Genomic DNA, 18,533 nt, shown 5'->3' with positions numbered 1-18,533 from the left:
ATTTAGCCCGCAGGCGTGGCGGGGGGACGACGGCGCGCGCCGGGTGTAGCCCTCCCTGACGGCCCGGACGCGCACCGTTTTGGGTCACTAAAATGCATCGGATTAGTGCGAGTCATTGCCCTGCCAAGAGTAGGAACACGGCGACCTCAAAGCTCCTCTCACCCATCTGATGGCGCGTGCTGCCCACGACGTTCAAGGGGCACGCCCGTATGCGTGCAACGGGCTTTAGTTGCCTCAGGCACCGGCGCTATAGTGCGATAGGTCTGTTTGATAATCCCGATCAGGGCAATCACACCGTAGGTGAGAAAGACTTTGATCCACCAAATCGGGTGGACCAAACTTCGGGTAGGTAAGGAACGCTCAATGAACGCGCAGTTGATGCCAGTGCCCTTTCGCGATGACACCGTCGTGCTGCTGGGCCGTGACAATGAGCCCTATGTGGCGATGAGACCTGTTGTTGAAAATATGGGCCTGGCTTGGCAGGTGCAGCATAGAAAGATCAATGAACGCTTTACTTCAGTTGTCACCGAGATGGTGACAACTGGTGACGACGGCAAGCAGTACGCAATGACCTGCCTCCCGCTACGTAAACTCGCCGCTTGGCTCTACACGATCAACCCTAAGAAAGTGGCGCCCGAACTGCACGATAAGATCATCCAGTACCAGGAGGACTGCGACGAGGTCCTGTGGAATTATTGGAACCACGGCCAGAAGCAGCTAATTGCGATGCTGGAAGAGCGGGCCGCGCGGATTCTGCCCCTGCCAGGCGTTACGCGCACCGCGCGGGACGGGATCAACTTCAAGCAACTGATCATCCTTCAGGAGCAAGGTCGCAACCTCGCCAGTTTATTGGTCGCTGCCACGGACAGCTTTGAGCGCCAAGGCTTACACAATCAGCTGCGCCAGGTGAACGACGCCTTGGGCCTGCCCACCCCGCCGCTGGAGCAGTGCGCGGTGGCGATTCAGCGAGACTGACCCACCGCCGTATGCTCGGATAGTTCTTGCAACGTATCACCCTCAAGTAATACATTACGGCCGTCGCTGCCAATTCAGCGACCGGGTTTGGCGACCCGAGCAAATACAGGCGCAACAGCGCCCCATCATCGACTGCAGGCGCTTTTTTTTGTGCCCGCAATTCGTGTTATGGCGGCTGTGCGTGGGAGACCTTCGGGTCTGCCGGGTTCCTGTATCCCCGGTTCGCCAACCTGCGTACAGCTGCCACCCATATCGTTTGGCGACGATCAGTGGCAGCTCCTAACTGATTCAGGAGTTCAACCATGACCGCCCTCATTCCGTCCAAAATCCGCGCACTTGCCCACCGTCGCATGGCTCTCGCCGCGCTACACGCTGACTCCTCGCTGTCCACCCGCCTCAAGCGCTACAACCATCACATGCTCCAGGTGCGCGTTCTCGAAACGCACGGCGGTGCCCAATGAGAAAGCCCTACGGTCTTACTGAGGACGATCTGTTCGATCTGGAACGGGCCCGAGACTCGCTTGCCCTGGTGCATGCGCTTGCCCAGCAGGCCGATCACCCCGGGCTCTACCAGCCGCAGATGCTGGCGGGCTTCCTCGACTGGATCTGCACTGATCTGAACCGCGTCATTCGTTCCGCTACCGGCAAGCAACGCCGCACCTAAAGGCTGAGGGGACACAACAATGAATAGGAGCCTACGCGTCGGATTAACGCGAGGACGCGAACCGTTGCGATCGATGTCTGCGCTCAACATCGCGCGTCTGGCAACACATCACGCGTACGGCGGCTCCAACATGGGAAAGACGCTGATGGGATTTGCCATCGCCTTGTCGGCTGCTCAAATCGAGCAGATTGGGGCGCAGATTCGTGGTCACCGACTAAAAACCCAGTTCGATCGGTCTCTATCAGGATAAATTGGGATTCGCGCTGCTGGGTACAGACGAAAAACCGGGAGTGCGACCATCCAGTGATGGTTTGGGTATGAATGAACTGGACGTTCATTCCTTCCGATCATAATGAAACTCTTTCGAGAGAAAATATTATGTTGTTATGCACGTCGTTGATTAAACCAGCAGAGCCGCCAAAAATCCTGACTGCCTCTTCTTTAAACTCATTTATCGTACATAAATTCTTATGAATTCCGGTTAGAACTCCAGACTGACACCGAGACAATGCATAGGTCATAACCATATCGTACAACTCCAGGTCGCGCCTATCGAAGTCCATGTGCGTGAATCCCGAGTGCACGGAGTCATTCCGGAAATCGCGGATTTTTATGACGATATCTTTCAGTCTTTTTTCCCAATACTTGTATCTAGAATGCCTCTCCAAGGCGATTTTCACTGAGGGAGACATTAATTTAATTTGCTTCCCATTTGGAAAGCCTATGAATAAACGCATCAAACTTTCCACACTGTTATCATTGTTATTTTCTTTAAACAGCGCCTCCAAAGCGAACCATGAAAAAAGAATTTTAACTTGGGTATTCGTTTCATTCTTTGCGTTTCTTGCCCAATGGATTGATCGTCTGTACCGGTCGATCAGCTTACTATCGACCTCGAGCAGATAGTTTGTTTGGTCGTAGGGTTGGACAGAATGACGATGCATGGTGAAAGAAATCGACGGTTGAAACTCTCGCCTAAGTGAAAAAAACTCACCACTATCCAAGTTTTTAATAAGACCAATACGGGATAGCTCAATCGCCGAAACAGCATAGTCTCGAGACTTAAAATCTAAGACTTCTAGAAACTTGGCAATGGCCTCATGCTCCGCTTGGTGGGCGTTGTTAGAACGCACCACCGTAGCAATTCTGGCGCATACTTGATACTTTGCGAAATCTAACCCGGCTTCAGAGGCAGATGCCTCCAAGTATTCCTTCTCAACTGGAGTGTCGGTAGAATATGAGCGAAGTTCGACAGAGCCGTATACCATCGTCGAAGGAACGGTAAAGCTGCGGCTGTCTAATAACATCACCACAAGGAAATTAGTCATTTGCTTTTCCATACTTTCAGCAGCTCCACTATCACGATATTCTTCAGGCGCTGATTCCCCTCACTTGACAAAGTCAACCGGTTTTCCTTTAAATAACCCGCCAACTTTACTGCAACAGGATAGCTTTTTTTCTCCAAGCAGACTTCTATCACTAGAGGCAAGCAGTCTTTTCCAGTGCTGGCGCTCAGAATCTCACTGCATGTTTGTTCGCACGCCGGAAGGTTATGTCTAGAGTAATAATACTTCAAGCGAAACATCATTAGCCCGCTGATATCAGAAGAAGAATCTGCCAACAATCTGTCGTATTTGACCACTAGGTCATTGTCAAAGGTAGCAATCGCAATTTCATATCCTAATCGGACCGTATTCACATGATAGGGGCTAAGTTCGGCGAGCTCGATGAAATAATGTCGTGCCTCTACAATCCTGCCTTGATGCAGGAGCGCCCCTACATACTCCGTAAACCTCTTGATATACTTTCGACTTGAACTGAGAGTACCTCTAAACCTTGCCTCAGCTATTTGCAGCATTCTAACCTCCCTTTATTAGAGCGACCGAGTATATATTTAAATCGTATTGCTAAAACCTAGAAAACCTCGGTGTCTCTTCGCAACCACGCGCCAGTCGAGCAGGACTGCTATTCATTAGTCGCAACAACAGCAGCTCGCAAATCGAGATCATTGCGCCATGCTTGGGTCTTGATCCATCTGTTGATCGTAACTATAGCCTGCTGAATAGTTTCATGCCCGCGCTGGCCCCGGATTTCCAGCGCTCTGACAAACTTGTGCGACGATCGACCCATCAACGCCCTCTACTTGTGAATGCGACTTTAGCCGGAAGCTGGCTCAAACGCGCCAAAGCGAATGACCTCTTCGCCCAGCCAATCGTTGATCTGCTGCAGGCGGGCCTGAACAGGTTCGAGTTCGTTCATGGCCCAGATCTGGGCAGCTTCCTTGATCGAGCCGAAGCCTCCAGCGTTCTGCGGGACGATGCCCATCAATTGCGGCGGGATACGCAGCGCAGCCAGCATGTCGTCGCGGCTGATGTTCTTGATCGAGGCGAACTCGTCCTTTGCCGCGACTTCGCTGACGGGAATCAGCTGAATGCCGTCTTTCTTGCCGCCAGGCGCGTACATGAATAGATTGCGGAAGTTGCCCGGTCCTTTTGCGGCCTTCAGCGCGCTGCGCAGCGCCGCAACGTCTGTTTCATTCTGGGCCGTGTCGGTCATGTACATGATGAAACCGGCGTGACTGCCGTTGTTTTAATACTTGCGCCGGAACAGCGTGGCGGACTCGTTCAGCAGCGCGCTTTGCAGCGCCGGGAGCCACTCTGGAAGGCCGTAGATTTCCTGATTGATATCAGCCTCGCGCTGATGAAAAACGGTCCCCTTCTTGAACTCATGTTCATCGCTCCACCCACGAACCTGGTAATAGGTGTCCAGGTCAACGCCGCGCCGCATGTACTTGCCCAAGGCAGGCTGCAAGCCGAGCGTGCTCCGCATCATGCTGTCGCGCTTTTCGAGATAGCCGTTGCCGCACCAGAGGAAGTCTAGGACGAACTGTTCGAACGTCTGCCGTGTGAGGAGCTTGTGAGGGATGAAAGTGCGAGCCAGCATGTTCCTTTTGAAGTTCAGCCCCGACTGCAGGAAGACGCTGGCCCTGGACGACTTCGCAAGACCATCAAGGGACATGGGCGGCTCGTACCATCGCCCGTTGAGCCAGCACTCCAGGTAATCAAGTATTCCCCGCTCATCAAGCACGGGCGTGGGATCGCCGAAAGTGAACGCCTCCATCCTGCCGCCGGCCGCAGGTAGTAGATCCCCCTCGATCGGGGGCTGGGTCACGGCGCTGGGTTGCGTGTTTCTGCTGCGGCGGTTGCTCATCAGTAAATCTCCATGAAGCCAGTATTCGTTGAGGTCTGGCCCTCAAGCGGTTCGTTCTGCAGTGCGTGGAAGAGCGCCCAGGCGAGATCCGCGTGTCCGGTCTCGTCGGTGCGGCCTGCGGTATAGGTGAATTGCCGGCCGCTAGCCGTGATGGTCTTGCGGATCGCCATCAACGACTGCGCCATGTCGGTCCAGCCGGCGTCGAATTCGAGGCGACCCTTGTGAATCACGTCGTATGCCTTAAGCACCAGGCGCGTCTTCACCTCGGGCGAGTAGCTGAACGTGGTGACGTTCGGAAAGAATTGGCGCACCAGCTGGGCCACGCCCGAGCCCATGCCGGTAATGTCGACGCCGATGTAAGTGACCCAGTACCGCAGCGTGACCTGCCGGATCGCTTCGGCCTGCGCCGCGAAATCCATTCCCCGGAACTGATGGCGCTCGAGCACGCGGAATTTACCGCCGGGCACAAGCGGCGGAGCAACAACGACCAGGCCGGAGCTGTCGCCTGTTTCCGCCGGGTCATAGCCCACCCAAACCTGCCGATCGGCAAACGGCCGCGACGCGAATGGCTTGTAGTCCTCGGACCACTCGACCCAACTGTCGACCATGCAGGGCTGCAGGACGTTGAGCGGGAAGATGCTGGCCCCATCGTCGACGAACTGACACATGAGCAGATTCGCGAACGCATCCGCGTTGTATTCGAGCCGCAGCTCTTCCAGGTCGAAGAGATCGCAGCCGCGCTGTTCGGCGTCCAGGATGGTGACGATCTGACGCCAGATCCGGTCCTCGCACAGCCTGCCCTGCTGCAGCGCGTCGTGGGAAACGTCCAGATTGAGCCGCTGCGCCGCCGGCTTGCCTTTGTTGAACCGCTCACCGGTCCAGAACGTGTACGCCTCATGCGCCATGCTCGATGGCGTTGAAAAGTAGGTGCGTCGGTACTGTTTCTGCATCGCCATGCCGCTGGCGACCTTGTTCAGCTCGTTGAACTTGAACGTCCAGAAGAATTCGTCAAAGTAGAAATTACCGTGATAACCCTGAGCGGTTCGGGCGTTCGTGCCGAGGAAATGCAGCTCGGCGCCGTTGGCAAGAATGATCGGATCGCCAGTCAGTTCAACGCCACACACTTCACGCGCAAACCCTTGAATGTAAGCCTTGAAGATGTGCGCCTGGTTTTTCGAAGCCGACAGGAATATCTGGTTGCGGCCAGTGACCAGGGCGTCAATGAACGCCTCCCGGGCAAAGTAGTAAGTCGCGCCGATCTGCCGGCTTTTGAGAATTGCCCTGGTGCGCTGATTACTTGCCCGGTACCAGTCCAATTGATAGCCAAAACAGCCGTCTTTGAACGCCTCGGTCAGCTGCTCGATCTGCTCCTCGCTGAACTCGTTTCGCGCCGCTTTCTTCTTCGGCCCCTCGTTGCGCTTCGCAAGATTCGGATTGAGATCAGTGTCGGTGCCGCCCGCCTTGTACCGCTCAATGCGCGCCTGCCGTTCCAGCTGACGGTGGAGCAGGTCAATTTCCTTGAAATCCCCCCCGGTTTTCCCGTCTTTCAGGATCAGCTGCACCAGGCGCGCTTCCAGAGCCCCGCCGATCCGCTCAACGTTGTCGGCCCGGTCCCACTCGTCGCGCGTCTTCCAGGCGTGAACGGTCTTTTCTTTCTCACCCAACATTTCGGCGATCGCGCAGATCCGCAGGCCGGTCCAGTAAAGGAATTTGGCCTGACGGCGGTTATCGCGGATGGGAGTGGCTTCGGTTGTCGTCATGGCGGCGATGCTGACGCCACGCGCGCGTGAAGGCGTAGTGACGGGCCATGTAGCGCCCCGGGTTACAACTGGCGCCGATTGCTCATAAAAGCGCCAATGTCGACGATGCACCTCAACGCAACTGCACCCGCAGCAACGCTTTGAGGACCCGCTCGATGAGTAAGAAATTTCGATCCAAATGGTTTCGTGTCGCCGTAGAAGGCGCGACCACCGACGGCCGCCAGATTGAGCGCCAGTGGCTGGTCGACGCTGCCGAGACCTACAACCCCAACACCTACGCAGCACGCGTCTGGATGGAGCACTACCGCAGTGTTCTGCCTGACAGCCCGTTCCGTGCTTACGGCGACGTGCTGGCCGCGAAGACTGAAGAGGTCGATGTCAACGGCGCGAAAAAGCTGGCCCTGTTCGTCCAGATCGAACCCACGCCGGACCTGATCGCCATGAACAAGGCGCGTCAGAAGCTGTACACCAGCATCGAGATCGCCCCCAAGTTCGCCGACACCGGTCGCGCTTACCTGGACGGGTTAGCCGTCACCGATTCGCCTGCGAGCCTGGGCACTGAAATGCTGACTTTCAGCGCGCAGAACCCGGACGCATCGCCGCTCAAGGCACGCAAGAGCAAGCCGGACAACCTGTTTTCCGAGCTGCTGGAAGCGAAGCTCGAATTCGACGAGATCGAAGAGACCCCCGGCAGATTCGAAGAGCTGTTCTCACGCATCGCCGAACTGCTCGGCGCGACCAAAGAAAAAGACAAGCCGGTCGAGATCGAGAAGCCCGAAACCGACGACGGGAAGTTTTCGAAGCTGAACGACGCCGTGGGTGCGCTTGCCGGCCACGCTGCCGAGCAATCCCGATTGTTTACCTCGATCGAGGAAGCCCACAGCTCCCTGCAGGGCAGTTTCGACAAGCTCAGCACCGACTTCAACGACCTGATCAAGCGCCTGGGCGAGACCCAGGACCACAGCCAGACGAGCCGTCCACCCGTAGTCGGCGGCGACGGCGCTGTGCTGACTGCCTACTGATCGAACCGCTCACCCAAAGGTTTACCTGGAGAACACCATGCGTAACGAAACACGACTTGCCTTTAACGGCTTCAGCAAGCAGGTGGCACTGCTCAACGCCGTCGCCTCGGCGGCAGAGAAATTCACCGTCACTCCGACGGTGCAACAAACCCTCGAAACCGCCATCCAGGAATCGAGCGACTTCCTGAAACAGATCAACGTCATCGGCGTCGATGAGCAGGAAGGTGAAGCGATCCTGCTGGGCGTGGGCTCGACGATTGCTGGCCGTACCGATACATCGGTCAAAGCTCGCGATCCGCGCAGCGTTGGCGCGCTGAAGAGCGACACCTACAGCTGCAAGAAGACCGACTTCGACACCTACGTGAAGTATCAACTGCTCGATGCCTGGGCAAAATTCAAGGATTTCCAGGCACGCCTTTCGGGCGCGATCGTCGGGCAGCAAGCACTCGATCGCATCATGATCGGCTTCAACGGGAAAATCGTTGCCGCTGACACCGACCGCGCTGCCCATCCATTGCTGGAAGATGTAAACATCGGCTGGCTTGAGAAGTACCGCACCAAGGCACCAGAGCGCGTTCTGAGCAGCGGCAAAGTTGCCGGCAAGATCACGATTGGCCCGAACGGTGACTACAAAACCCTCGACGGTTTGGTGTACGACGCGATCCAGTTGCTGGACCCGTGGCACCGCAAGCGTCCAGATCTGGTCGTTTTGGTCGACCGCAACCTGCTGCACTCCAAGTTCCTGGCGAACATCGAAGGCGCAGCAGACAACGAAAACGAGCTGGCTGCAGCCCGCATCCTTGCGAACGGCACGCTGGGCGGTCTGCCCTACGTCGATGCCCCGTTCTTCATTGACGGCGGTGTGTTCGTGACCACCCTAAAGAACCTGTCGATCTACTTCCAGATCGGCGCTCGTCGCCGTATGACCCGCGAAGAACCGGAGCGCGATCGCATCGCGGACTACCAGTCGTCGAACGAGGCTTACGTCGTCGAAGACTTCGGCCTGGGCGCTCTCGTCGAACACATCGAAGAGGCCAAGTAATCATGCGCCTTTCTCTCGCTCAACGTCACCGGCTGCAGGCGCTTGCGTCACAGGAAGCCGCTGCTGCTACGCCGTTGGTATCGATGGCGGGCGGGACGGCCTACGAAATGCAGCTGGCCCAGCTTCTCCAAGATCGTCTGCGCCTCAAGCAGATTCAGTCGAATGAAGGGAAAGCCGCGCTGAAGTTGCAGCTTCTGCCGGCCTATATCCCCTACGTCGACGGTGTGTTGTCCGCCGGCAACGGCGCCCAGGACGAAGTGCTGACGACGATCATGATCTGGCGCGTGGACGCCTCGGATTATGCCGGCGCGCTCCAAATTGCAGCGTATGTGTTGCAGCACAACCTGCTCATGCCTGATCGCTTCGAACGAACCACCGGCTGCCTGATTGCTGAAGAAATCGCGGAAGCGGCCTTGAAGGCACAGAAGACCAACGGAACGTTTGACCTCGCCATCTTGCACCGAGCGATGGAGTTGACCGCAGACCACGACATGCCCGACGAGGCCAGGGCGAAGCTGTACCTCGCTACCGGCCGCGCCACTGTGGCAGGTCTGGACGCGGATAACCCCGGCCAACCCGGGCAGGTAATGGCAGGGATCGAGCTGCTCAAACGGGCCATCGAGCTAAACAGCAGCTGCGGTGGCAAAAAAGACCTGGAAGGCGCCGAGCGCCTTCAGAAAAAGATTGCTCCCCCACCAGGGAGCTGACCGAGCGTACCCCGCAACCCCGGCGGCCCGAGGCTGATCAGCAGGTTCTCTCCTTTCCTTGCTGAGACGCCTCGGCCACCGCCGACTTAGGGCAGAAACATGAGCGGATTCATTGCCACTGGCACAAACACTACTGCCCCGTACCCCATCACGAACGACGGATTCTGGCCGGACATCGATGGCGCCCATGTGCGCGCATCTTTAAGGATCGATGGCAGCGTTACTGACGCGCGTCTTGAGGTAGCGATTGTCAACGCGCTGATTCAAGTCAACGGCGAGTTGAGCGCAGTCAAGAAAGGCTACAAAGCCGAAGGACACGACACGCTGGAAGCGGTACCAGCGGACGAGATAAAGGGCATCAGCCTGCTCGTCCACCTCTATCGCCGATCCATCTATTGCAGTGCCGGCGCCGAACTCACCGAGCGGTACCGCAGCTATGACACCTCGACCGAAGGCAACAAAAACGCTGACGAACTGACGCCGTCAGTTGACGAATACCGCCGCGATGCCCGGTTCGCGATTCGCGATCTGCTGGGTGTTCCGCACTCGACAGTGGAGCTCATCTGATGGCGACGACCGTGTATGCCCAACAGCACGACACCGTCGACGCGCTCTGCTGGCGGGTGTACGGCCGCACTGCCGGCGTCACCGAGGCGGTACTGAACGCGAACCCCGGCCTTGCCGATCTGGGCCCCGTCCTGCCGCACGGCACGGCGGTGATCCTCCCAGACGCGGCCCCCCAGGCTCCGGTCCTGCAAATGGTGAATCTATGGGACTGATTCATCACACGACATTCACGGATGACCTCCCCATTCCACCCTCAGATAGCGGATCAAAGCGCATGCCTGACAAACCGGATTCATGGGCCTGGTTCGCTGCCTGGCTCCAACAAAACTGGCCTGCGTTTTACGCAGGTGGACTGGCCGCCGTGATCGCGGCCCTACGAATCATGTACGGCGGCGGCACATGGCGACGGGTTCTACTGGAGGCTCCGTTGTGCGGGCTGCTGGCCCTTTCGGCGAGCCACGGCCTGTCGCTGCTAGGCATCCCCACGACGACAGGCCCGTTCTTCGGTGGGGTGATCGGCCTGCTGGGCGTTGAAACCACGCGCGCCATTGCCAAATCTTTCCTAAATCGCAAGGTGGAACAAGTATGAGCGTCTTACGTCACGGGGATCGCGGCCAAGAAGTCCGCGTGTTGCAGCAACGCCTGAACCTCCAAGGCGCCGGGCTTAATCCTGACGGCATTTACGGCGACAGCACAGAGGCCGCAGTTCGCGATTACCAGCGCAAAGTTGGCCTGGTAATCGACGGTATAGCGGGCCAGAAGACGGTCATGGCCTTGTCCGGCGACGACTGCTCCAACCTCCTGCAGCACGCCTCCCTAGTAAGCGCGGCGGCGAGACTCGGCGTCGACCTCGCCGTAGTGATGGCCGTGAACGAAGTTGAAAGCCAGGGCAGCGGCTTCCTGGATAACGGCAAGCCGAAGATCCTATTCGAGCGCCACATCATGTACCGCCAGCTCGAAACCCCACGCACGCCTGAAGACGACGCAGCGGCGCTGAAAAAACATGCTGACCAATTAGCTGCGTCCCAGCCAAACCTGGTTAATCCCAACGCCGGCGGGTATGCCGGCGGATCCGCCGAGCATCAGCGCTTGGCGAACGCGCGATTGATCGACGACGTGTGCGCGTTGGAATCGGCCAGCTGGGGCGCGTTCCAGGTGATGGGGTATCACGCGGTGCGGCTCGGCTATGGCAGCGTCCAGGACTTCGTCACGCGCATGTCCAAGAACGAAAACGAGCAGTTCGAAGCCTTCGTGCGCTTCGTTGAAGCGGATGCGGGGCTGCTGAAGTCGTTGAAGGGCAAGAAGTGGGCGACGTTCGCCAAGGAATACAACGGCCCGGACTACGCCCGGAATCTGTACGACACCAAGCTCGAACGCGCTTATCAGCGTCATGCTGTCGGCTGCCCAGTGCCGGAGGCCGCATGATCGACCGCGACCAGATCCGCAAGCTGAGCCCTGCCGACGGCGACATTTTCACGCTGCCGGCAGATACCCCCTTTGAACTGGCTCAGCAGCTCGGTGAAGCGATCACGATCGCCATGCCTGGCATTAAGGCCGTCGTGATCTGCGCCGACCTTCGCCAAGCCGACGAGTCCGTGATGAACGCCGCCGGCTGGTACCGGAAATGAGCACGCTTCGCCAGGCGCTGTACGGGCTGGCGTTGCTCTGCGCTTTGGGGTTGTTGCTTTGGGCCCAGTCCGAACGAATCAACGTCGCGGACAAGAACGTTGAGCTGGCCCAAGGTGTCACGAATGCCGCGCTTGGCAGGGCTAACCGCAGCGAAGCCGTGGCCGCCCAAATGACGGACGCGCTGGTTGCAGAGCGAAAGGCGCAAGCGGCGCTGCGCCTCCTGCAGAACGGCCTTCGCAAAGCGCTCTCCGATCGGAAGCAGACAATTGAGGACTTGAAACGTGAAAACGAAGAGCTTCGGCTATGGGCTGATCAGCTTCTCCCTGACGCTGCTCGCCGGCTGCGCGACCGCCCCGCTATCACCGGAGCCGCTGCTTATCGAGACTGGTTGTCCGGCAGTCGTGCCGTGCGTCCTGCCGGCGACGCGACCGCTCAGTAACGGCGCGCTTCTCAACGACCAGGACGTGATCGAGGCGGCATGGGCGGATTGTGCCGCGCAAGTCGACATCGTCTATCAGCATCAGCTGGAACAGGCGCGGAAACTATGAACAAGCACGAATCACTGCGCGCGCACCTGCTCGCGGCTGTTCCAGGTCTGGCGCAGAATCCGGACCGGCTGATGATCTTCATCGACAACGGGAAGATCCGGAGTACCGCTGCCTTCGGCCTGTCGTTCGAATACATCTACACGCTCAATCTGATTCTGACCGATTACGCAGGCCACCCGGACGCCGTCGCCATCCCCTTGCTGGCATGGGTCCTAGTCAATCAGCGCGAGCTGATGGAAAACGTCGATCGCAGCAAGGATTCGATCGTTTTCGAGGCGGATGTCCTGGACAACAGCAAGGTCGACCTGTCGATCAAACTGCCGCTAACCGAACGGGTAATCGTTAAACGCCAGGACGATGGAACTCTGCAGGTCAGGCATCCGCCCGAGCCCGTCGTTGCTGACGATCCGTTCGACCTCGAAAGCCTCGAGCTCTTCACATCAGACGGGGAGTTCATCACCCGCTGGAACCGCCCATGAACCAGGACCTTCACGCACTTGAACAGTGGGCCAGCGTGCTGCTGGCGAAATTGAGCGATGCCGAGCGCCGCAAACTGCTCGGCACGATGGCCCGTGATCTGCGGCGCAGCCAACAGAAACGGGTGACAGCCCAGCGCAATCCGGACGGTAGTTCGTTCGTGCCTCGTAAGCCAAAGGATCTGCGCGGAAAGAAGGGGCGCGTCAAAACGAAGATGTTCACCAAGCTTAAAACCGCGCGCTACCTGCGCACGGAAAACAACGCCGGCGGCTTCTCGATCGGCTTTGTCGGTCGCGTTGGACGGATCGCACGAATCCACCAGTACGGACTGCGCGACCGGCCGGCCAAAGGTCAAGCAGACGTGCAGTACGACACCCGGGAACTGCTAGGTTTCTCCGGAGACGAGCTGGAAACGATCCGGAATTCGCTGATCGATCACCTCGCTGGCTAACGCCGCCTTGTAGACCCCCCTCCTACACCGTCCCGGTGATGCGGCACGCACGCGCGAGCCGCACCATCTGCGTCATGGACTCCCTCACTGATGTAATTCGACGCCTAGAAAACCTGATCCGCGCCGGCACCATTGCCGCGATCGATCCGGCGATCCCCCGTTGCCAGGTTAAAACCGGGGGCCTGCTCACGGACTGGTTGCCGTTCTATACGCTGCGCGCCGGCGAGGACAGTGACTGGGATCCGCCAAGCATCAATGAGCAGTGCCTGGTGCTCTCGCTCTCCGGCAATCCCGCTCATGGCTTCGTTATCTCCGGCTTCAACAGCGACCTCTTCCCTGCGCCTGATCAGAGCCTCACCCGTCGCCGCCGCCGGTACCGCGACGGCGCGACCGTGGATTACGACACCAAAACCCACACCCTGACCGCAACGCTGCCAGACGGCGGCAAGGCGGTACTGGTTGCGCCCGGCGGCGTACACATCACGGGCGACGTGGTGATCGAGGGCCTCGTGACCGTCAGCAAGGACGTCGTTGCGGGGCCGGTGGGAATCAGCCTGGTCAATCACCGAACGGCTGGCGTGAAGCGCGGCAACGAAGTTTCGGATGGGCCCATCCCATGATCGGCATGAACAGCAAAAACGGTAAGACGTTGACCGGCAGCGCGCATCTCGCTCAATCCATCAGCGACATCCTGAGCACGCCGCTGGGCACGCGAATCATGCGCCGGGACTACGGCAGCCAGCTGGCTGACCTCGTCGACTGGCCGTTGAACAACGCAACCAAGCTGCAGGCGTATGCCGCCGTCGCGATCGCGTTGATGCGCTGGGAACCTCGCATCCGGCTGAGCCGGGTGCAGTTGTCTCTCGGCGAACAGCCCGGGCAAGCAATCCTCGACATCGAAGGCGCGGTGGTCGACACCAACGAGCCCTTGAGCCTCCGCGTACCCCTGAGCCTGGGAGCGTCTGCATGAACACCTTTACTCCTATCGATCTGACCCTGCTGCCCGACCCGGACGTGGTCGAGCGCATCGATTACGAAGAGATCCTGGCCGAGCGCAAAGCCTATGCCGTCACCCTCTGGCCGGCCGATCAGCAGGCGGAAGTCGCGGCAACCCTGGCGCTGGAGTCGGAGCCACTCACAAAGTTGCTTCAGGAGAATGCCTACCGCGAGACGCTATGGCGTCAGCGGGTCAACGAAGCGGCACTGGGCACCATGCTCGCCAAGGCCAAAGGCAAAGATCTGGAACAGGCTGCGGCGAACATGGACGTCGAGCGGCTCACCGTGGCGCCGGCTGAGCCGAGCACGATTCCTCCGACCCCCGCTGTGATGGAATCCGATGACAGCCTGCGCGAGCGAGCGCAGATGGCATGGGAAGGTCTATCAACGGCAGGCCCGAAAAACAGCTACATCCTGCATGCCCGCAGCGCTGACGGTCGTATCGCAGACGCCACTGCCGAGAGCCCCTCCCCGGCCGTTGCTGTGGTGACAGTGCAGGCGCTCCTGGGCGACGGCTCCGTCGACCAGGCCGTGCTCGATATCGTCTATGCCTACCTGAGCGATGAAGACCGGCGCCCGGTGGCTGATCGGCTGACCGTCCAATCCGCTGAGGTGTTGCAGTACGGCATCGACGCGACGCTGTATCTCGCTACCAATGGTCCCGAAGGCGAGCCGATCCGCGCTGCAGCCCAGCAAAAGCTGTCGGGGTTCGTCACCCAGCGCCGTCGCCTGGGGGTTGAGATTTCGGAATCCGCAGTCCATGCGGCGCTGCATGTTGAGGGCGTCCGCAAGGTCGTCCTGCACAACTGGACAGACATCAAGTCGACGCCATACCAGGCGGCCTATTGCACCAGCGTCAGCGTTGTAGTCGGTACCGAAGCATGACGGGGCTTTTACCTCCCAATGCGCAGTCGCTGGAGCAGCTCGCTGCGTCTGCCCTGACGCAGATCGAGCGCGTCCCGATCCCGATCCGTGACCTGGTCAACCCTGACCGCTGCCCGCTCGCGCTTCTGCCGTACCTGGCATGGGCGTTTTCTGTGGATCGATGGGACGAGCGCTGGCCCGAAGCGATAAAGCGCAAGGTCATCAAATCCTCGTACTTCGTACATTCCCGCAAAGGAACGATCGGCGCGCTGCGCCGGGTCGTGGAACCGCTGGGTTACCTGCTCGATGTCCAGGAGTGGTGGCAGCTCAAGCCCGAGGGCGTCCCGGGCACGTTCCAGCTGAAAGTCGGCGTCCTGGACACGGGCATCACTGACGAGATGTACCAGGAGCTGAGCGCGCTGATCGACGACGCCAAGCCCCTCACCCGCCATTTGATCGGGCTGGCTATCAGCCTCGAAACCAACGGCCACACCTATCTGAGCGCCTCGATCAGCGAGGGCGATGTAATTGACGTTTACCCACCGCAACAGCGAGACATCGATGTCTCGGGTGTGATCGGCCGGGGTGGGCGCGAAACCACTATTGACACCCTGGACGTGTATTCATGACTGACCAAACCTCGCAGTTCTTTGCCATCCTCACGAATATCGGCGTCGCGAAGCAGGCCAACGCAGATGCGCTCGGCATTGCCTGGAAGATCACCCAGATGGGGGTGGGTGATGCCAATGGCACGGATCCGCAACCTGATGCCAAACAGAAGTCGCTGATCCGGGAATGGCGCCGTGCGCCGCTCAATGAGCTCAAGCAGGACCCAAGCAACCCGGCCATCATCATCGCCGAGCAGGTCATCCCTGCAGAAATCGGCGGCAACTGGATCCGCGAGATCGGCCTTTATGACGCTGACGGCGACCTGGTCGCTGTAGCGAATTGCGCGCCCTCTTATAAGCCAACGCTTGCGCAGGGATCCGGCCGCACACAAGTGGTCCGGATGAACCTGATAGTCAGCAACACGGCCAGCGTCGAGTTGAAGATTGATCCGAGCGTGGTACTCGCGACACGCGAATTCGTCTTGAGCGAGCTCGCCAAGCAGGACTTCAAGAGTTCGGTGATGGCGTGCGCCCCGGGTAGCATCGTGCTGAGCGGACTGCAGACGATCGACGGCGTGGCCGTTCCGGCAGGCAAGCGTGTTCTCGCTCCCTTTCAGACCGCCGCCAAGGATCGTGGGATCTGGGTCACCTCGGCGAATGCGTGGACCCGTGCAACGGATGCGGACACCAGCGACGACGTGACGCCGGGCATGCTGGTTCTGGTGGAGCAGGGCACGCTGTACGGCGACAGCGCCTGGCAATTGGTGACTGACGCACCGATTACCTTGGGCGTAACCGCGCTGACGTTTGAGATGGCATGGGGCCGGACCGGCGTTGCCCCGGGCGAATACCGCAGCGTCACGGTCGACAAGTACGGGCGCGTTCTGGCGGCCAACAACCCGACGACTGTGGCCGGCTACGGTCTTACGGATGTCTACACCAAGACGCAGATCGACAGCGCGCTACAGGCCAAGGCGAACACGGCCAGCCCGACTTTCACCGGTATTGCGAAGGCCCCGACGCCGGCGGTATCGAACAACAGCGATCAGATCGCGACGACGGCGTTCGTTCAGGCCATGTTCACCGCACTGGTCGGTGCGGCGCCGGAGACGCTGAACCAAATCAACGAAATCGCGGCGGCGATGGGCAATGATCCGAACTTTGCGGCCACTGTAATGACCGCGATGGCCAAGCTGGCACCGCTTCTGTCTCCGGTGCTTACCGGCGATCCGAGGGCACCAACCCCAGCGCTGGGCGATAACGACACCAGCATTGCCACGACCGCATTTGTGCAGGCTGCTTTGCGCGCGTTCGGCATCGGCTCGGCGGACAACGGAACCGGCAACACGCTGGATTTTAATCAAGCCCCCTGGGGGTCGTTCATCAAAGCCGAAGGCGTTGAGTCGGACGCAGCGCTGTACAACCGGCCGGTAACCGGTGCGGCGGGTAATGCGCCGGTTTGCTTCGACGTGCTGACGTTCGGTCTAGCGGGACGAACTACTCAGCACGCCACGCAACTGTTTGCCCCGGGCGGTCGCGGCCGGACGTTTACTCGCGTGCAGCACGATGCGACGTGGTTTCCGTGGCGCGAAATCGCCATGACCGATTCGCCGGCGCTTCTCGGTTCGCCGACGGCCCCGACGGTTCCGTTCAATACGGAAAATGCCCAGCTGGCGAACATGCAGGCCCTTGGCGATGCGAAGCAAGGCTGGCGAGGCGTGGGCATTGGCTACACCGCGTCGGCGGTGCTTAACCCTACTTCCGTTGGGCGCTGGCATCGGGTGACGGTGGCCGGCGTTACGCTAACGCTGCCGTCCAAGTCAGAAGTAGAGGCGGGCAAGGCGCTGGCTATTCACAACGCCTCGGCCGGTAACATCACGATCAAGGCAACCGGGACGGAGGTTATTGCGATTCCCGGGGGCGGTTCCTCGATGACGTTAGCCCCTAACGAGTGGGTGCAGTTTGCTTACAACTCGGACGCCATTTACTTGCCAGGCGGTCGCGGAAAGCTGGTTGAGACCGCTGCGATTGATTCGCCGGTGTTTATCGGTGATCCGCGAGCACCGACGGCGCCGGTGGGTGACAGCGATACGACGATTGCGACGACGGCGTTCGTTCAGGCTGCGCTCGCGGTTTTTGGCTTGGGGACCATGATCGGCCCGCTCGTTAATGACCTCAATACGACTGTTCTGGGCGGTATGTTTCGGACATCGAACACGACAGCAAATCAGCCAATGGGCGCGTCGGCGAATATGTCGGGGATCGTCATTCCGTACAACAACGGCGGGTGCCTACAGATTGCCGCGCTGTTGTCCGCCAACGGTGCCAATGCGCGCATTTTCTTCAGGACTCAAGCGGCGGGGGGCTGGTCATATTGGCGCGAGTTCGGGGCTACTGACAGCCCGGTACTGACCGGAAATCCAACAGGCCCAACCCCAGCGCCGGGCGACAGCAGCAAGTCGCTGGCCACCACTGAGTTTGTCCGCAGCGCTGCGGGCGACATGGTGGGCATGGTGGGCATGTTTGCTATGCCTACACCGCCAGACGGATGGCTCAAGCGAAACGGGGCAGCAGTATCGCGCACCACCTACGCGGCGCTGTTCGCGAGAATCGGCACGCTTTGGGGCGCAGGCGATGGGTCCACGACCTTTAACCTGCCCGATGCTCGCGGCTACTTCGACCGTGCATGGGATGACGCGCGCGGCATCGACCCGAGCCGCGCCTTTGCCACCAATCAGGCCACGCAGAACCAAAGCCACGGACACAGCGGCACCGCCCTAAGTGCGGGCGCGCACGGCCACACAACGACGTTTGTTAGGGAAATGATCGATTCCCCTACAAGCAACGCCGGTAACGCCGTTCTGGGCGACCAGCTGGGCGATGGCTACCAGTACATGACCACAGACACGGCCGGCGCGCACACGCACACGCTGAGCATTGCCAACTCCGGCGGCAATGAGTCGCGGCCGCCTAACCAGGCGTATCTGGCGTGCATCAAGTTCTGATTAACAGT

General features: G+C 59.4%; 23 protein-coding genes and 3 pseudogenes. 22 read left to right on the top strand and 4 right to left on the bottom strand.

Annotation, left to right across the window (positions count from 1 at the left end; translation table 11 throughout):
• The first annotated feature begins 363 nt into the window (after nucleotides 1-363).
• The 4 genes from ABEH28_RS11960 (at nucleotide 364) to ABEH28_RS11945 (ending at nucleotide 1,889) form a co-directional block, all read left to right on the top strand.
• Complete coding sequence (locus ABEH28_RS11960; RefSeq protein WP_346630029.1) at nucleotides 364-975, top strand: phage antirepressor N-terminal domain-containing protein; 612 nt, start codon at nucleotides 364-366, stop codon at nucleotides 973-975.
• 302 nt (nucleotides 976-1,277) lie between these two features.
• Nucleotides 1,278-1,436 (top strand): hypothetical protein, encoded by a 159-nt coding sequence (locus tag ABEH28_RS11955; protein ID WP_162835411.1) that lies wholly within the window; start codon nucleotides 1,278-1,280, stop codon nucleotides 1,434-1,436.
• Nucleotides 1,433-1,639: a hypothetical protein gene (locus ABEH28_RS11950; RefSeq protein WP_346630028.1), complete on the top strand. Its 207-nt coding sequence runs from the start codon at nucleotides 1,433-1,435 to the stop codon at nucleotides 1,637-1,639. The genes ABEH28_RS11955 and ABEH28_RS11950 overlap by 4 nt, the downstream gene beginning before the upstream one ends.
• 73 nt (nucleotides 1,640-1,712) lie before the next feature.
• Nucleotides 1,713-1,889, top strand: a complete 177-nt coding sequence (locus ABEH28_RS11945; RefSeq protein ID WP_346630027.1) for a hypothetical protein — start codon at nucleotides 1,713-1,715, stop codon at nucleotides 1,887-1,889.
• 97 nt (nucleotides 1,890-1,986) lie between these two features.
• Here ABEH28_RS11945 and ABEH28_RS11940 read toward each other — a convergent pair whose 3' ends face one another.
• The 4 genes and pseudogenes from ABEH28_RS11940 to ABEH28_RS11925 form a co-directional block, all read right to left on the bottom strand.
• Entirely contained in the window at nucleotides 1,987-2,967 is a 981-nt protein-coding gene (locus ABEH28_RS11940) for a hypothetical protein (RefSeq protein WP_346630026.1), read from the bottom strand.
• Nucleotides 2,964-3,497 carry a hypothetical protein gene (locus ABEH28_RS11935; RefSeq protein ID WP_346630025.1) on the bottom strand — a complete coding sequence of 178 codons (534 nt, stop codon included), beginning with the start codon at nucleotides 3,495-3,497 and terminating at the stop codon, nucleotides 2,964-2,966. The genes ABEH28_RS11940 and ABEH28_RS11935 overlap by 4 nt, the downstream gene beginning before the upstream one ends.
• 299 nt (nucleotides 3,498-3,796) lie before the next feature.
• Nucleotides 3,797-4,849 (bottom strand): annotated as a pseudogene (locus ABEH28_RS11930) (phage portal protein).
• The gene (locus ABEH28_RS11925; RefSeq protein ID WP_074889879.1) at nucleotides 4,849-6,609 is read right to left on the bottom strand and encodes a terminase ATPase subunit family protein; all 1,761 of its coding nucleotides are present in this window, start codon (nucleotides 6,607-6,609) and stop codon (nucleotides 4,849-4,851) included. The pseudogene ABEH28_RS11930 and the gene ABEH28_RS11925 overlap by 1 nt, the downstream one beginning before the upstream one ends.
• Before the next feature lie 155 nt (nucleotides 6,610-6,764).
• Here ABEH28_RS11925 and ABEH28_RS11920 point away from each other — a divergent pair, with 155 nt between their 5' ends.
• From ABEH28_RS11920 to ABEH28_RS11835, 18 genes and pseudogenes are all read left to right on the top strand, one after another.
• The gene (locus ABEH28_RS11920) at nucleotides 6,765-7,631 is read left to right on the top strand and encodes a GPO family capsid scaffolding protein (RefSeq protein WP_346630024.1); all 867 of its coding nucleotides are present in this window, start codon (nucleotides 6,765-6,767) and stop codon (nucleotides 7,629-7,631) included.
• Nucleotides 7,632-7,668: 37 nt separating this feature from the next.
• Entirely contained in the window at nucleotides 7,669-8,673 is a 1,005-nt protein-coding gene (locus ABEH28_RS11915; protein WP_346630023.1) for a phage major capsid protein, P2 family, read from the top strand.
• Between the two features lie 2 nt (nucleotides 8,674-8,675).
• Nucleotides 8,676-9,380 (top strand): phage terminase small subunit, encoded by a 705-nt coding sequence (gene gpM, locus ABEH28_RS11910; protein ID WP_346630022.1) that lies wholly within the window; start codon nucleotides 8,676-8,678, stop codon nucleotides 9,378-9,380.
• A 99-nt stretch (nucleotides 9,381-9,479) separates the two neighbouring features.
• Nucleotides 9,480-9,947, top strand: a complete 468-nt coding sequence (locus tag ABEH28_RS11905) for a head completion/stabilization protein (RefSeq protein ID WP_192130774.1) — start codon at nucleotides 9,480-9,482, stop codon at nucleotides 9,945-9,947.
• Nucleotides 9,947-10,159 (top strand): tail protein X, encoded by a 213-nt coding sequence (locus tag ABEH28_RS11900; RefSeq protein ID WP_110950440.1) that lies wholly within the window; start codon nucleotides 9,947-9,949, stop codon nucleotides 10,157-10,159. The genes ABEH28_RS11905 and ABEH28_RS11900 overlap by 1 nt, the downstream gene beginning before the upstream one ends.
• A 62-nt stretch (nucleotides 10,160-10,221) precedes the next feature.
• A complete protein-coding gene (locus tag ABEH28_RS11895) occupies nucleotides 10,222-10,536 on the top strand; it encodes a phage holin, lambda family (protein WP_110950439.1) in 315 nt (104 codons plus the stop codon).
• Nucleotides 10,533-11,372 (top strand): N-acetylmuramidase family protein, encoded by an 840-nt coding sequence (locus ABEH28_RS11890; RefSeq protein WP_346630021.1) that lies wholly within the window; start codon nucleotides 10,533-10,535, stop codon nucleotides 11,370-11,372. The genes ABEH28_RS11895 and ABEH28_RS11890 overlap by 4 nt, the downstream gene beginning before the upstream one ends.
• A complete protein-coding gene (locus tag ABEH28_RS11885) occupies nucleotides 11,369-11,575 on the top strand; it encodes a hypothetical protein (RefSeq protein ID WP_346630020.1) in 207 nt (68 codons plus the stop codon). Before ABEH28_RS11890 ends, ABEH28_RS11885 begins: the two co-directional genes overlap by 4 nt.
• Nucleotides 11,572-11,937, top strand: a pseudogene (locus ABEH28_RS11880) (LysB family phage lysis regulatory protein); the annotation flags it as partial. The gene ABEH28_RS11885 and the pseudogene ABEH28_RS11880, both read left to right, overlap by 4 nt.
• Entirely contained in the window at nucleotides 11,858-12,124 is a 267-nt protein-coding gene (gene lysC, locus ABEH28_RS11875) for an Rz1-like lysis system protein LysC (protein ID WP_346630019.1), read from the top strand. The pseudogene ABEH28_RS11880 and the gene lysC, both read left to right, overlap by 80 nt.
• The gene (locus ABEH28_RS11870; RefSeq protein ID WP_110950435.1) at nucleotides 12,121-12,603 is read left to right on the top strand and encodes a phage tail protein; all 483 of its coding nucleotides are present in this window, start codon (nucleotides 12,121-12,123) and stop codon (nucleotides 12,601-12,603) included. The genes lysC and ABEH28_RS11870 overlap by 4 nt, the downstream gene beginning before the upstream one ends.
• The gene (locus tag ABEH28_RS11865) at nucleotides 12,600-13,052 is read left to right on the top strand and encodes a phage virion morphogenesis protein (RefSeq protein WP_346630018.1); all 453 of its coding nucleotides are present in this window, start codon (nucleotides 12,600-12,602) and stop codon (nucleotides 13,050-13,052) included. Before ABEH28_RS11870 ends, ABEH28_RS11865 begins: the two co-directional genes overlap by 4 nt.
• Before the next feature lie 74 nt (nucleotides 13,053-13,126).
• Nucleotides 13,127-13,672, top strand: coding sequence for a phage baseplate assembly protein V (locus ABEH28_RS11860; protein WP_346628043.1), 546 nt, complete (start codon nucleotides 13,127-13,129; stop codon nucleotides 13,670-13,672).
• Nucleotides 13,669-14,022, top strand: a complete 354-nt coding sequence (locus ABEH28_RS11855; protein WP_110950433.1) for a GPW/gp25 family protein — start codon at nucleotides 13,669-13,671, stop codon at nucleotides 14,020-14,022. The genes ABEH28_RS11860 and ABEH28_RS11855 overlap by 4 nt, the downstream gene beginning before the upstream one ends.
• On the top strand, nucleotides 14,019-14,933 hold the full coding sequence (locus tag ABEH28_RS11850) for a baseplate J/gp47 family protein (protein ID WP_346630017.1): 915 nt from the start codon (nucleotides 14,019-14,021) through the stop codon (nucleotides 14,931-14,933). Before ABEH28_RS11855 ends, ABEH28_RS11850 begins: the two co-directional genes overlap by 4 nt.
• Complete coding sequence (locus tag ABEH28_RS11845) at nucleotides 14,930-15,541, top strand: phage tail protein I (RefSeq protein WP_110950431.1); 612 nt, start codon at nucleotides 14,930-14,932, stop codon at nucleotides 15,539-15,541. Before ABEH28_RS11850 ends, ABEH28_RS11845 begins: the two co-directional genes overlap by 4 nt.
• A pseudogene (locus tag ABEH28_RS11840) lies at nucleotides 15,538-16,332 on the top strand (phage tail protein); the annotation flags it as partial. The gene ABEH28_RS11845 and the pseudogene ABEH28_RS11840, both read left to right, overlap by 4 nt.
• Nucleotides 16,333-18,525, top strand: coding sequence for a tail fiber protein (locus ABEH28_RS11835; RefSeq protein WP_346630227.1), 2,193 nt, complete (start codon nucleotides 16,333-16,335; stop codon nucleotides 18,523-18,525).
• Nucleotides 18,526-18,533 lie beyond the last annotated feature (8 nt).

This window comes from Pseudomonas sp. Ps21-P2, assembly GCF_039672565.1.
Taxonomy (GTDB): Bacteria; Pseudomonadota; Gammaproteobacteria; order Pseudomonadales; family Pseudomonadaceae; genus Aquipseudomonas.
This window is presented reverse-complemented; position numbering and strand designations above follow the sequence as displayed.